This window comes from Bradyrhizobium sp. Y36 (assembly GCF_002531575.1).
Classification (GTDB): domain Bacteria; phylum Pseudomonadota; class Alphaproteobacteria; order Rhizobiales; family Xanthobacteraceae; genus Bradyrhizobium.
This window is the reverse complement of sequence record NZ_NWTI01000010.1, coordinates 204,042-217,346: the sequence shown is the minus strand read 5'-3', so window position 1 is coordinate 217,346 and position 13,305 is coordinate 204,042. Positions and strand designations below refer to the sequence as shown.

The 13,305-nt window shown below is 61.2% G+C and carries 11 protein-coding genes; 8 read left to right on the top strand and 3 right to left on the bottom strand.

Annotated elements, in window-relative coordinates; translation table 11 throughout:
- The first annotated feature begins 389 nt into the window (after positions 1-389).
- Positions 390-2,249: a PAS domain-containing HWE histidine kinase family protein gene (locus CO669_RS19010; protein ID WP_035709162.1), complete on the top strand. Its 1,860-nt coding sequence runs from the start codon at positions 390-392 to the stop codon at positions 2,247-2,249.
- A gap of 1,064 nt (positions 2,250-3,313) precedes the next feature.
- Here the strand turns inward: CO669_RS19010 and CO669_RS19005 are convergent.
- Positions 3,314-3,769 (bottom strand): carboxymuconolactone decarboxylase family protein, encoded by a 456-nt coding sequence (locus tag CO669_RS19005; RefSeq protein ID WP_028141951.1) that lies wholly within the window; start codon positions 3,767-3,769, stop codon positions 3,314-3,316.
- Between the two features lie 210 nt (positions 3,770-3,979).
- Here CO669_RS19005 and sigJ point away from each other — a divergent pair, with 210 nt between their 5' ends.
- The 5 genes from sigJ (at position 3,980) to CO669_RS18980 (ending at position 8,301) form a co-directional block, all read left to right on the top strand.
- Positions 3,980-4,882: an RNA polymerase sigma factor SigJ gene (gene sigJ / locus CO669_RS19000; RefSeq protein ID WP_244659518.1), complete on the top strand. Its 903-nt coding sequence runs from the start codon at positions 3,980-3,982 to the stop codon at positions 4,880-4,882.
- A 449-nt stretch (positions 4,883-5,331) separates the two neighbouring features.
- A complete protein-coding gene (locus tag CO669_RS18995) occupies positions 5,332-6,930 on the top strand; it encodes a tetratricopeptide repeat protein (protein ID WP_097661456.1) in 1,599 nt (532 codons plus the stop codon).
- A gap of 22 nt (positions 6,931-6,952) precedes the next feature.
- Positions 6,953-7,519 (top strand): hypothetical protein, encoded by a 567-nt coding sequence (locus CO669_RS18990; protein WP_028141953.1) that lies wholly within the window; start codon positions 6,953-6,955, stop codon positions 7,517-7,519.
- A 144-nt stretch (positions 7,520-7,663) separates the two neighbouring features.
- Positions 7,664-7,864 carry a hypothetical protein gene (locus CO669_RS18985; RefSeq protein WP_028141954.1) on the top strand — a complete coding sequence of 67 codons (201 nt, stop codon included), beginning with the start codon at positions 7,664-7,666 and terminating at the stop codon, positions 7,862-7,864.
- A gap of 20 nt (positions 7,865-7,884) precedes the next feature.
- Positions 7,885-8,301: a hypothetical protein gene (locus tag CO669_RS18980; protein WP_028141955.1), complete on the top strand. Its 417-nt coding sequence runs from the start codon at positions 7,885-7,887 to the stop codon at positions 8,299-8,301.
- 590 nt (positions 8,302-8,891) lie between these two features.
- On the opposite strand, the gene CO669_RS18975 is transcribed toward CO669_RS18980, so the two are convergent.
- Positions 8,892-9,623 (bottom strand): winged helix-turn-helix transcriptional regulator, encoded by a 732-nt coding sequence (locus tag CO669_RS18975; protein WP_097661455.1) that lies wholly within the window; start codon positions 9,621-9,623, stop codon positions 8,892-8,894.
- A gap of 130 nt (positions 9,624-9,753) precedes the next feature.
- Between CO669_RS18975 and CO669_RS18970 the strand changes: the two genes are divergently transcribed.
- On the top strand, positions 9,754-10,998 hold the full coding sequence (locus CO669_RS18970; RefSeq protein ID WP_128963647.1) for a vanadium-dependent haloperoxidase: 1,245 nt from the start codon (positions 9,754-9,756) through the stop codon (positions 10,996-10,998).
- 113 nt (positions 10,999-11,111) lie between these two features.
- Here CO669_RS18970 and CO669_RS18965 read toward each other — a convergent pair whose 3' ends face one another.
- Positions 11,112-12,215: a DNA topoisomerase IB gene (locus CO669_RS18965; RefSeq protein WP_097661453.1), complete on the bottom strand. Its 1,104-nt coding sequence runs from the start codon at positions 12,213-12,215 to the stop codon at positions 11,112-11,114.
- A 261-nt stretch (positions 12,216-12,476) separates the two neighbouring features.
- Between CO669_RS18965 and rnhB the strand changes: the two genes are divergently transcribed.
- On the top strand, positions 12,477-13,301 hold the full coding sequence (gene rnhB / locus CO669_RS18960) for a ribonuclease HII (protein ID WP_097661452.1): 825 nt from the start codon (positions 12,477-12,479) through the stop codon (positions 13,299-13,301).
- The last annotated feature ends 4 nt before the right edge of the window (positions 13,302-13,305 follow it).

The following is a 13,305-nucleotide window of genomic DNA, read 5'->3' as shown; positions in this document are numbered from 1 at the left end:
CCAGGCGCTAGGCCGCTTCGGAGCTGGCGCCAATCCATCGGATTGCCGCTGCCTTTTTCAACGAAATCGGCCAACAGCGGAAATCCAACTTGGGTTGAAATGAAGAGGGCCGCCAACCCGGGGGCGTCTTTAGTCAATGCGCGTCCGGGTGAAGACGCCTATGATCACACCGGTATGGTCCCGAACCGTCACAGTCTCTCGGCTTCGCTCTGCCAACTTCTTGCCCACTTGCAGAGCTTCCCGGGGGCGGTCTAGATCGAGAGAGATCAGCAAATATTTTGGACGGGACAGAGCCGGCCCATCAGTTCGCTCTGTAAGGACATGCCAGGGGGTATCCGTCCGCCGAAATGCTGGATAAGTTGCTCCCGGAGGGCTGAGACGGGCATTCGATGCGTGACGAGATGCTGACATTCCTGAACGGGGGAGGACGGATGGGAGAGCGCATCCGCCTGTTCGACTGGAGGTCAAATTCACTCGGGCCTCCGGATTCGTGGCCGCAATCGCTTCGTTCGGCACTGTCCATTTGCCTGTATTCGAGCTTTCCAACGGCGATCTATTGGGGGCCGGACTTCAGGCTCCTTTATAATGACGCGTGGTCTGTCATCCCGGGCGAGCGCCATCCCTGGGCTCTCGGCCGCCCCGCCAAGGAAGTCTGGTCCGACATCTGGCACGTCGTCGGCCCGCAGTTCGAGAACGTGATGGCCACGGGTGAGGGCTTTTCTACCTATGACGAAATGCTGCCAATGGTGCGTGGCGGCGTCCAGCAGGAGACCTACTGGAACTACAGCATCAGCCCGATCCGCGGCGAAGACGGCGAGGTTGCGGGCATCTTCAATCAAGGCAACGAGACAACTCAAATTGTCCTGGCGCGGCGTAGCTCCCAGCAGGAGATTGCGCGTCTCTCCCTGATGTTTGAACAGGCGCCAGGCGCGACGGCCGTTCTGCGGGGGCCACGCCATGTCTTTGAAATCGCAAACCCCGCTTACTTGCAGTTGGTGGGCCGTAACGACATCCTCGGCAAGTCGGTCGACCAGGCCCTGCCCGAGGTGGCGTCGCAAGGTTTCATCGAGCTACTCGACACCGTCTACAAGAGCGGAGAGCCTTACGCCGGGCGCGCCATTCCGGTCGTCCTGGATCGAAGTGGAATTCGCGAGCAGCGGCATCTCGACTTCGTCTATCAGCCGATAAGCGACGGCGCGGGCGACCGGTACGGCATTTTCGTGCAAGCGACCGATGTGACGGACACGATCCGGGCGGTGGCTGCTCTTCGCGAAAGCGAGGAACGTTACCAGGCCATCGTTAACTCCATCGACCAGATGATCTGGTCGACGCTGCCTGACGGCTATCATGATTATTACAACGACCGCTGGTACGAATATACGGGGATGCCCAAAGGTTCAACCGATGGTGAGGCCTGGAACGGAATGTTTCACCCCGACGACCAGGAGCGAGCCTGGAAATTGTGGCGCCACAGCTTGGCTACGGGCACCCCCTATCATATCGAGTATCGGCTGCGGCACCGCTCGGGTGAATATCGCTGGGTGATCGGACGTGCACAGTGCGTCCGCAACGAGGCGGGCGAAATCATCCGCTGGTACGGCACGTGCACTGACCTGCATGATTTGAAAATGGCCGAGGAGGCCCGGCAGCTGCTGATGCAAGAGCTGAATCATCGGGTGAAGAACCTCTTCCAGCTCTTCGAGGCCATGGTGTACATGACGGGCCGATCGAGCAATACGACGGCTGAAATGAGCTCCGCGCTTAAAGCACGTTTGCAAGCGCTATCGCGGGCACATGACCTCGTCCGGATCGGCGCAGCAGATTCGATGCCGGCGCATTCGGTGTTGCTCATCCATCTTGCTGAACAGATATTGGCACCGCATTTGAGTGACGCGCAACATGGCAAAGTGAGCTTGGCCGGACCGGAAATCCTGCTGGGCGAGAAATCAGCCTCCGCTATGGCGCTCATCCTGCATGAGCTTGCCACGAACGCTACCAAGTATGGCGCACTGGGTCGTGCAGACGGGAAGGTGATGATCGGCTGGGAACTTGCTGGAAAAGATCTGGTTCTGACGTGGAGCGAGCGCAATTCCTCTGCTGCGATTGCCAAGCCGACATCGACCGGTTTCGGCAGCAGGCTCATTAAGTCTGCGGTCGAAGGGCAGCTCGGCGGAAAAGTCGATATTGTTTGGAAGCCTTCTGGCGTACAACTCCGCCTGGAGTTAAGCCAGGCACGGCTGCGCGACTGATCGGAGCACTTCGCTCAACGCAGCATTGATCACAGCGGTTCGCGATTTAGCTCGAAGTTCTATGTACTCCAGTCGCGTCCATAGAGCCCACTTTGTCTGATGTCTGAAAGGGTCAAGGGCCGTCCATGGCAGCCGGATGTCCCTGATGCGGTCATTCTTTGGAAGCGGAAATCGCAGCTCTGTGGGCGGAAGTCAGCCACGGGTCAGAAGCGCCGGTTTGAGCAGCGCCGCGTCACTTCCGGTATGCCCCCGATGCGCTAACAATACCTGAACTAAAACGCACTTCGCCATCGGGCCACAAGCGAAAGTCAACGTCGGCTGAATGATTGAGGCCGCCAACTGAAGCAGCCTTAGTTCAGCTTGCGCTTTAGTTCTTGGACGAACTTCCGCTGCTCCTCGATGTCCTCTTCGACCACTGGCGCAGTTCGTCGATGGGAGACGGCTTTTGACTTGCGCGGGGCTTCTTGGGTGGTTTCTTGTCGGTCATCAATCCTCCCAGATTAGCTCCCCGCATTGGCATTTGTACACGTACACGTAGTTTCCCGTCTTTGTGCTCCAAAGCCGTTCGAGAAGCCGCGTCCTCTTCCGGCACTTAGGGCAAAAGAGCGGGGTTTCGATGTGATGCTCTGGCATGGCGGCGGTCCTCTCGAATAGAGCCAGACGCTAAACCTCCTTTGACGTTCCTAAAAATAACCAAGGATACTCAAATGGGAACAAACGGCGACTTCTATACGGAATGAGAACGGTCCAAAAGTCTGCTCAGGGTCAAAGGCTGCCCTCAGCAGCCAGCATGCCCTCGGTCGGGTCATCTCTCGGAAGCCGACATTGCCGCGCGGTGGGCTGAGGTCACCCACGGGCCAATAGCTGGCATTGTAGTCGGCGCAATGCCTAGGCTTGCGATTCCGGAAGAAGCCTTCATCTCGGTAAAGCTCTGAGCGAGAGACCTGAGGGGCGCGGCGCTACAGCTCTCCGGGCGCAACTTCCGCTCCGGTTCATAGGCCGGCACCCGCGGCTCCGCTTCGGAACGGCCCTTGGGCCATTCCGAATCGATGCGAAGAAGCGGATCAGGCCTTGGCCTTGACCGGGAGCCGAAAGGGCGCCCCCAACCGGTTGAACGCGTTCATGGCCGCAATCGTGATCGTGAGGTCCACGAGATCCTTTGGAGCGAAAGCCGCGCTTGCGGCCGCATAGGCCTCGTCGGAGGCGTGCGTCTCGCTGACGAGCGTAACTTCCTCCGCCCACGCGAGGGCAGCCCGGTACTTGTCGGGAAACAGGTGGGGCACCTCGGCCCAGACTGGAACGAGGGCGACTTTTTCAAATGACATCGTGGCCAAGAGGTCCCGGGTGTGCAGGTCAATGCAGTGCGCACAGCCGTTGATCTGCGAAACCCGCAGGAAGACGAGGTGGATCAGTTCGTGGGGCAGGTCGGTACCCGTGGTGATGTAGTGGTGGATGCTGAAGAGCGCCTTTGCACCGTGGGGTGCCACTTCGTTCCAGACCAGCCGCTTGTTCTCGCTCATGACGTGCCTCGTTGTTCGGAACGCCGGAGATTCGACGCTCGGAGCGATGACGGGCCAAGCGGTCAGGGTGTGACATGACACTCGGCGGTTCCATTCAAAGCGGCCGATGTCACATCCACGCAGGTCCGATCGTCTTATTCTCGGGTTCGGGATGCGCGAGCGACGGTGACAGCGGATATGATCTGCGAGGAAACTGGGCGGATGGAGGCGATGGACGATCAGCGGACCACCGAGTTCGAAGCGGAGCGCAGGCGCCTGACACGCTTGGCCTATCGGATGATGGGCTCGCTCACCGAGGCGGAGGACGTCGTTCAGGACGCATGGCTACGGTGGGTCGGGGTGGAGGGTGGCGTCGATTCGCCTCCCGGCTATCTGACCCGCATTGTCACACGCCTGTGCCTCGACCGACGCCGCTCCGCGCGGGCGCGCCGGGAAACCTACGTCGGACCCTGGCTGCCAGATCCTCTCGTCGGTTCCGTGGAGCCGAACGAGACGGTCGCCGACGACGTCACGGTCACGTTGATGCTGGCCCTTGAGCGCCTGTCGCCTCTTGAGCGGGCCGCTTTCCTTCTCCACGACGTCTTTGACGTGCCGCTGACCGAAGTGGCCATCACGCTCGGCCGCCAGCCGGCAGCTGTTCGTCAGCTCGCGGCGCGCGCCCGCAAGCACGTGCAGACCGCACGTCCCCGCTTTGATGTCGAACCCGCGGATGCGGATCGGATCACCCGTGCTTTCTTCGCCGCAGCACGCGACGGGGACGTGGCGGCGCTTTCGGCGCTGCTGGCAAGGAATGTCGAGATCCATACCGATGGCGGCGGCAAAGTCCTTGCTTTCCGCAATGTCATTCGGGGGGTCGAGCGGGCCCTGCGCCTATTTGCTAGGCAGCGACGCAAATACGTCGTACCGCCGAAGCTGCTTCGTGTCGTCACCATCGACGGCCTGCCAGGCTACGTTAGCCTCGATGGACGCGGCGTTCTGCAGACGACTGCGCTCGACATCCGCGAGGACGGGATCACCGCGATCTACATCGTCAAAAACCCGGACAAGCTGTCGCACTTAGCGACAGAAATGGAATTTCCAGCTCGCATCTCGCCGATACCGCCAGCTTCATGAACTGCCCGAGTGACTGCGGCAACGTGGAGAGTCGTTCGATGGGCTGCATATGAGGCTCGCCCACGGTCGACGTCCGCTCCGGGTCATTCGCGTCGATCTGACCGCGTTCTCCGCACGTCCGGTGTCGCCTCAATTGCTGCCATGCTGAGCTCGACTTTCCTCCTTCGCCTGAGGACAAAAGCCCTCACTACAACCTTCTTACATCGCGCCATCGGTTTTGCATTTTAGCGGCATTGCATGCGACCGCTTCCCCTCCGGATATTCCGCTTGCAGAAGGATGAATTCTGACAGGCGTTCTTCCCTAACCACATCATTCCCTCCTATTGACACCTGCCGCAAATGGGCAAATCCTTTCCAAAGCGAATTTTCAGCACGATAAATTTCGGCGCTAAGGCCTTTCTTTGGCGCCTTCTGAATCCATTTGCTTCTAACCGAAAACGGAGGGGCCCATGCGCGCGCTCGCTTTAAAAAGCGTCTCTCTTCTCCTCGCCACTCTTGCTTCGATCTGCGCCACGGCCTGCGCCCGCGCACAGGATGCGACCGACGAGCAGTTTGGCAAGGTGCACTTCCAGACCACTTGCAACGAGGTCGCGCAACGCCGCTTTGATCGCGGCATGCGCTACCAGCACTCGTTCTGGTACCGGCCTGCGAAGGAGATTTTCAAGGAGACGTTGCAAGCCGATCCGGAATGCGCGATCGCCTTTTGGGGCATTGCACTGAGCCTGCTCTACAATCCTCATTTTCCCGCACCGAAGGAAAATCTCGCCGAGGGCCTCGCCGCGCTGCAAAAAGCCAAGGCACTCGGCGCCAAGAGCGACCGCGAACGAGACTATGTCGACGCACTGCTGGCCTTCTACTCGGGGGACGAGAAGACGACGTTTGGCCAGCGGGCACAGGCCTATCTCAAGGCAACCGAGGCCGTCGCGGAGCGCTATCCCAATGATGACGAGGCGCAGATCGCCTACGCCATCACCCTGAATGTCACGGCCTCACCAAACGATAAGACGTATGCTAACCAGCTCAAGGGCGCGGCCATCCTGGAGCCGATCTTCAAGCGGCAGCCGCGGCACCCCGGCGTCGCGCATTACCTGATCCACCTCTATGACTATCCGGCGATAGCGGAGCAAGGCCTCGACGCTGCCAAGCGCTATTCCGAGATCGCGCCAGCGGCGCCGCACGCCTTGCACATGCCGTCACACATCTTCACGCGCGTCGGCTACTGGAACGAATCCATCGATGCCAATAGCCGTTCCGCCAAGGCTGCCAAGGAGGGCAAGGACCCTAGCGAGCAGCTCCACGCCGACGACTACATGGTCTACGCCCTGCTCCAGCTTGCACAGGACAGCCGAGCCCGCGACGTCATCGCGGACATGCTTGCGACCACGGGCTATGCGCCGGCCGTTCGCGCCGGCCCCTACGCGATAGCGGCGAGCCAAGCGCGCTACATGGTCGAGCGAGGTGATTGGCCGAGGGCTGCCGCACTGAAGGTCGAGCCGAGCCGGTTTGCCTATGTCGATGCGATCACCTACTTCGCCCGCGCCCTCGGCGCCGCGCGCTCCGGCAATGCCGACGCAGCGACGGCGGACATCGCCAAGCTGGCGGAGTTGCGGGACAAGCTGCAGCAGGACAAGGACGCCTATTGGGCCGAAATCGTCGAGATCCAGCGGCAGGTCGCCACAGCCTGGCAGCTCAACGCCTGGGGGAAACCGGCGGACGCGTTGGAAGCGATGCGCCTTGCGGCCGATGCCGAAGACAAGACCGAGAAATCCATCGTCACGCCTGGACCGCTTGCTCCGGCACGCGAGCTTTATGGGACCATGCTGCTCGAACGCGGCATGGCGACGGAGGCATTGGTCGCGTTCGAAAGCACGATGCGCAAGGAGCCCAACCGGTTCGGCGCGATGATCGGCGCGGCTCACGCCGCCGAGAAAGCAGGGGATGCCGTGAAGGCACGCCAGTACTATGCGAAGGTGGTCGACATGGCACGGGATGGCGCCTCCTCGCGGGAAGATCTGGCGGCCGCACGAAAGTTCATGGCTCAGAATTAGAGAGAGTTCGGCGGCAGGTGCTATGCGTCTGACCAGCAAATTCACCGCGATCGGCGCAGCCGCGGCACTGTTCTGTGCGGTCGCTGCGGTCTGGATGCTGCGATCCGGCGACCTGACACGTGCAACAGCGGCAACCGGGCAGATCCGCCCGGTGTGGACGGAAACCGAGTGGCCCTTCGGGGTAGATCCTTGGGGGAAAGGCAAGGCGTTTCGCTGCAATGCCAACGATTGCGGCGGTGAGGTCCAGCTTTACGTTCGCGCCAAGCTCGGCTTTTGCAATTGCACCACCGGCGTCGCCGACGATACTGACCTCGAGCAAATGGGCGACTTGGCGCTGATTGGTAAGACAACGCCGATCGGTGCCGGTCGGGAGATTGTCGTTGGGCCCATGCAAGGCCGCAGCCGCGCGTATCGGGTCGAGGGAAATGGTAACGCAGCGCTTTCGTTCGCTTTCAATCAGCGCTGCGACATGGTGGCTGCAACGGCCTTGGTTGGACGGGGCGTACCCGGCTCACTGGAGCCAGCGGTGCTGGCATTCCTCAACAGCGATCGCATGTTGAAGTGGGCCGAGATCGCGTTAGGTTTATAACTCGGCGCTACCTCGAAGCTCGCATTTCGGCACGTCAGCGTCGCTCCCTAATCCCCGAGCACAAATCCGCAAACTTAGCATGCCTCAATCGTAAGATCGGGAAAACTCGGCTAAGATGCTACTTTCCCTTGTTGGGGGCATTTCATGTTCGACATGGCAACCACGGCGCTTTTGCGCGCGGTTTTCGACGAAGTGTGCGAGGGTCTTCCGCAGCGCGAGATCGGCGCGCGGACGCATGTGGCTTCGAAGATCCTGGAGGCCGCCAATGGCGGCGAGCTCTGTCCCGAGGACCTCAGACAGGTCGGCCGCAAGGCCCTTTCGCACGCGCCCACCATGTGGCGCTAACTGAAAACCGGGACGCGGGCGTGAACTTCCAGGTCACCGTTTTGAAGATTTTGGCGGCATATCCGGACGGGTTTGCCGTCATGGAGGACCTCAAGCGGGACATGGCAATTCTGGCGACCAGTGGCCGCGATTGGGCGGACCGGACCAGGCGGCTCGCGGCACGGGTTCCGGATCTCGACATCTGGTCACAAGGGCTGGTCGAACGCATCAGCGGCGGCTGGAAGATCACTGTAAAGGGACGGGCTGTGCTCGAGTTCATGGAAGCTCGCCCTGCTGCGCCGGAGCCCATTCCGGTGCCTTCGGTTGAGCAGACGGTCGTCGCTTCGCCGACACTGGTTCCTCCGCTGCGGCAGCCGGCCGACCGGGCCAAGCGCCGCCGCGAACGTCGGGAACGGCGCCGCGAGGCGCGCGAAAGGGCTAGGGCCAACGCTTCCTAAGTAGGATCAGGCCAAGAAAAAGCCGCCGGTACGCGCGGCGGCTTGGATAGTGCCGGACTGCCGGTTACTTCCCCAGCCCCAAGCGTACCGCCGTTACCTTGTTTGCGGCCATGCCAGTCCGTCCAACGAGGAGGACGGAAGGCGAACCCGCGCGGCATCACCAGCTGCGAACGCCCCCGGCCCGTACCATGTCCAGCACACCGGATTCGAACGGAGGGCCCGTTTCCGCCGACGAGAGCACCTGCCGTTTCAGCCGGTCCGGCAGCGATCAGGACACAAGGAGGGCGCACGGGCGCTCAAGGGCCGCCGTGGCATGGGATCAATGAACATCCCTAGGGGCACAGATGTCCAGTGGTGGTGATGATGTCGCCCAAGTCTTCCGCTGCGACTGCGAACTCGGCTCTGTAGGGGTCTAAAAGAGCCCGGACGCGATGAGGTGAACCTGCTGCAGGTTGGGAAGCTGGCCCGCGGACGGTGATATAGCGATGGTGACGAGGGGCCGGCTGGGCGTCGCCTTCGACACCCCGGCCGATCCGACCCCGTGGCGGCCTGCGACACACCGCGGAAGACGCCGCCGATGGGGCGGCCGATTAAATCGCTCCGGTGGTGCGCTCGCGGACAACTCCCTTCACGACAGGAAAGTCGCGCCCGACGATTTTATCGAGCCGGATCCACGTCGGCACCTCCTTGATCAGGCGACGATCTGTCCCTTCCACGATGATCTCTTTGCCTTCGACCTGCCGCCACGGCAGATATCCCAAGTACACCGCAACGAAATCGGCGATTTTGCCGCGGAAAATAACGTCGACTGCGAAGCCGGGATCCTTGGCGCAGACGTCTACGCCCTGCGGATCGAGGACCAGCCACAGAATGCTGTACTTCGTTCGGTTGGCCGGCACGCCGGCGAATTCGAAGCGAGCGACGACTTTCTTATCAATGGCGTCCCGAACCGCCCTCTTTCGGAAACCCCATACAAGGAAGAAGGGATCAAGGTCCGTCGGCTTGATCGCATCCCGCGCGTGTACCAGACCCCAATGTCCCATCTCGCTGACGATCGGCCGGAGTGCCTCGCCAGCGGGGGTAAGCCAATATTCGTGTCCAGTCCCGTTGGACCGCGCGCGCCTTTCGATGATTCCTTGATCTTCCAATTCGCGAAGTCGTGTCACAAGGACCGCTCTCGAGATAAGCGGCACGCCACGATGAACATCGTTGAATGTTCGGTTGTCAGCCATCAATTCGCGCAGGATCAGCGGCGTCCAACGCGTCGCCAGTACCTCAGCCGTTTTAGCGATGGGGCAAAATTGGTCATAGCCGTCTTGCATGATCGCGATTGAACCACCGAAGGCTTTGCTTCGCTAGTTCGAAAAACAGACTTGAGCGGAACCGGTAGCGATGTTTGCCTCGGCGCGCCCGGCTCTCACGCCTGGTCGGTCGCAGCAAACGGAGGCCTACATGAACCGAGCACCCCTGCGCCGCAGCATTCTCGCCGGACTGATGTTGTCGCTCCCTGTCACTTCTGCCTTTGCGGATGTCATTTCAGACTGGAATGAGCGAGCCGTCACTTTGCTGCTGGCCCAAAAGCTGGGACCGCCGGCGGCAGAGCGCGTGCTGGCGATGATGCACCTCGCCATGTTCGATGCAACCAACTCAGTGGAGCCGAGATACGCACCGTTCCTCACCAAGCTTCACATCAGCCGCGAAGTCTCCAAAGAAGTAGCGGCAGGCGTTGCTGCCGCAACCGTACTACTCGCGAGCAGCCCGGAGGCAAACGCGCCCGAGCTCAAACAAGCGCTCAGCAACGACCTTCAGCGCGTCCCCGACGGCCCAGCGAAGGAAGAAGGCATTAGAGTTGGCGAAACGGTGGCCGCGAAAATCCTGACGAACAGAAAGGACGACGGGTCCGCCGCGCCCGACGGCCATCGGCCCATCACCACTCCGGGCGTCTACGTTCCGACGCCCAGACTGGTCGTCGCACAGTGGCCGGGCGTTCGACCCTTCGCGATGAATAAGGCTGACCAATTCCGACCGGAGCCGCCCGTTGCGCTCTCCAGCTCGGAATGGGCGCACGACTTCAACGAGATTTCCAAAGTCGGCCGCTTCGACAGCAAGTCCCGCACCGCGGATCAGACCGAAGCGGCCAAGTTCTGGATCTCGATCGGCGGCGACGTGTTCTATCCGCTCGCACGCGCTCTGATAGCCGCCAAGAAGCTAGACCAAACCGATAATTCCCGCATCTTTGCCTTGATCGCCGTCGCTCGGGCAGACAGCCTGATTGCGGTGTTCGACGCCAAGTACCACTACAATTTCTGGCGGCCGATTACGGCGATCCGCAATGGCGACAGGGATGACAACGCCGAAACAGAGAGGGACCCATTGTGGCGTCCGATCGCGGATACTCCGATGCACCCAGAATACCCATGCGCTCACTGTGTGCAGGCGTCTGCTATGTGTGCGGTTCTCGAAGCCGCATTGGGTACGACCACGTTCTCTGAGATCAGCATGACGAGCACCACTGCGCCGGGGGCTGAGCGCCGCTGGACAGACCTTAAATCATTCATCAACGAGGTGTCCGAAGCCCGGGTTTGGGCAGGCTTTCACTATCGGTTCTCGACAAGGGTCGGTCGTGAGATGGGGTATGAGATCGGCAAGTACGTCGTCAAGAATCTTCTCAGGCCGGTGGAAAGCGCGTCTAAGTGACTAACAACAGTTATTTGACCGAGGCCGGCCGGTGCGCTTGGCGAGTCCAGGCATGAAGATAGGGTAGGCCGTCCTTCGCGGCGCCGCCAGCGTGGTAAGCGTCGCAGGAGGCACTAGTCGGGGGCCTTCAAAGAATCGAGGCGTTTGCGGAGAAACGCCAACACCATGACTTCATCCGACGTGAGCTTGGCATACTGTCGCTTGAACTTCCGAGCGATCTTGGCTTCGATCATCTTGACAAGATCACCGGACATGTAGGCGTTCAGGACTTCCGGGTGCACGTAGCACTTGCGGCAAATGGCCGGCGTATTCCCGAGCTGCTTGGAGACGCTTTCGATCGCGGCGACGACGTTGCGCTTCGCCTCGGCCTGGCTGTCGTACTTCTTGAACTCGGTCAGCGCCAACGCCGCCAGAACCGTCCCCGCCCAAGTGCGGAAATCCTTGGCGCTGAAGTCCTCGCCCCTGATCTCCTTGATGTAAGCATTGACGTCGCCGGAATCGACCGTACGCGGCTGCCCGTCGTCGTCCAGGTACTTGAAGAGCTCATGTCCGGGGATTTCCGCGCAGCGCTTCACGATGGCGGCAATCCGCTTGTCCTCGACCCGAAGTTTCCACTGTTTGCCCGACTTGCCCGTGAAGTCGAACCGAAGGACGCCGCGACCCACCGCAACGTGCTTCCGTCGCATGGTGGTGAGCCCGTAGGATTTGTTTTTCTCGGCATACTCGGCGTTGCCGACCCGGATCAAAGTCTTCTCCAGAAGGCTGACGATCGTGGCAAGAACCTTCTCGCGAGGTAGTCCTTCCAGCTTCATGTCGGCCGCGACACGGTCGCGCAGCGCGGGCAACGCGGCTGCGAACTGGACGATGTGTTCGTACTTGTTCTGGTCGCGCAGCTCGCGCCATTTCGCGTGGTAGCGGTACTGCTTGCGGCCCCGCGCATCGAGCCCGGTCGCCTGGATGTGGCCGTTCGCCGAGGGGCAGATCCAAACGGATTCATAGGCCGGCGGGATACCGATGGACTTGATGCGCCGGATGACGGCGGCATCGGTGATGCGCTTGCCGTCCTTGTCGTAGTAGCTGAAGGTAGTCCCCGTCCGCTTGCGGGTGTAGCCGGGCGCGGAGTCGCTGACATAGCGAAGACCTTCTTCCGCAATGGCTGCTGCGACCTCGGCGGTGCGGTCCAGAACCTGTTCTTCGTTGCGAGTCTCTCGGAGCATGGGCCTGTTCCCTCGGAAGCACCCAGGGATCGAGGCTCCACTCCTTTCTAAAGGAACGGAGACAGCGGTTGGTTCCGTTCGTGAGATCGGCGGTTCGTAGATCAGATCAGTGGCCGCGCAAGATACTTGCCCTATCTGAAGCCGGCGGTTCCTTTCGACGGTCCGCTGCGCAGGCCGACGATGGCTGCAAGGCCGAGCTTCAGACAATCGCCACAAAGTTTACGGACACGCTTTCCCAATTAGTCTGTGCGAAGGTCCGCTATGTCCCAATATTCGCTCGATGTATTGCGTCAGCGCTATGTCGTCGAGAAACGACCGCTCGAGGCCAGCGTCGAGCAGATCCTGCGGGCTGACGCTCGCGCGGGAGCCCGCGCGATCCTGGCTTCGATCGATAAGAGGCGCTTCGAAAACAGGTCCGAGGGGCAGCGCCTCCGCAAGATGCTGCGCTTCGAGACCTCTCTCTGGGAATGCGGCCTTCATGCCGTGGCAGGCGTGGACGAGGCCGGAATGAGCCCTCTTGCGGGGCCAGTATCCGCGGGCGCGGTGATTCTGAAACCCGGCACGCGGATCGTCGGGATCGATGACTCGAAGAAGCTCGACGCCGCGGCTCGCGAAGAACTCGCGAAGGAGATCAAGGCAAAGGCAGAGAGTTGGTGTGTGGCGTTCGTAGAGGTCGAGGAGATCGACGCGATCAACATCTATTGGGCTGGCATCCAGGCCATGCAGCGTGCGGTCCGGGGGCTGGGATTGACGCCGCAACACTTGCTGATCGACGCCAAGCGATTGAAGGAGATCGACATCCCTCAGCAGGCCATCATTAAGGGCGATGCCAAGTCAGCCAGCATCGCTGCGGCGTCGATCCTCGCGAAAGTCGAGCGCGACATCGTCATGCGGACCCTCGACGCGCGTCACCCTGGCTACGGCTTCGCGGATCACAAAGGCTACCCCGTGCCGGCTCACTATGAAGCTCTTGCCAGGCTCGGCGCATGCGCAGCTCACCGTCGGTCGTTCGGACCAGTACGCAAGACTCTCGGGTTGCCGCCCCTGCCGCCGTGGCCTTCTGCATCCGAGCGAGCCGCCGGCTGAACAG

Excerpts from the sequence above, each read along its gene's own strand:
- sigJ (WP_244659518.1), top strand. The coding sequence starts at position 3,980 with ATGGACGATCAGCGGACCACCGAGTTCGAAGCGGAGCGCAGGCGCCTG.
- CO669_RS19005 (WP_028141951.1), bottom strand. The coding sequence starts at position 3,769 with ATGAGCGAGAACAAGCGGCTGGTCTGGAACGAAGTGGCACCCCACGGT.
- CO669_RS18995 (WP_097661456.1), top strand. The coding sequence starts at position 5,332 with ATGCGCGCGCTCGCTTTAAAAAGCGTCTCTCTTCTCCTCGCCACTCTT.
- CO669_RS18965 (WP_097661453.1), bottom strand. The coding sequence starts at position 12,215 with ATGCTCCGAGAGACTCGCAACGAAGAACAGGTTCTGGACCGCACCGCC.
- CO669_RS18985 (WP_028141954.1), top strand. The coding sequence starts at position 7,664 with ATGTTCGACATGGCAACCACGGCGCTTTTGCGCGCGGTTTTCGACGAA.
- CO669_RS18990 (WP_028141953.1), top strand. The coding sequence starts at position 6,953 with ATGCGTCTGACCAGCAAATTCACCGCGATCGGCGCAGCCGCGGCACTG.
- CO669_RS18975 (WP_097661455.1), bottom strand. The coding sequence starts at position 9,623 with ATGCAAGACGGCTATGACCAATTTTGCCCCATCGCTAAAACGGCTGAG.
- rnhB (WP_097661452.1), top strand. The coding sequence starts at position 12,477 with ATGTCCCAATATTCGCTCGATGTATTGCGTCAGCGCTATGTCGTCGAG.
- CO669_RS18970 (WP_128963647.1), top strand. The coding sequence starts at position 9,754 with ATGAACCGAGCACCCCTGCGCCGCAGCATTCTCGCCGGACTGATGTTG.
- CO669_RS19010 (WP_035709162.1), top strand. The coding sequence starts at position 390 with ATGCGTGACGAGATGCTGACATTCCTGAACGGGGGAGGACGGATGGGA.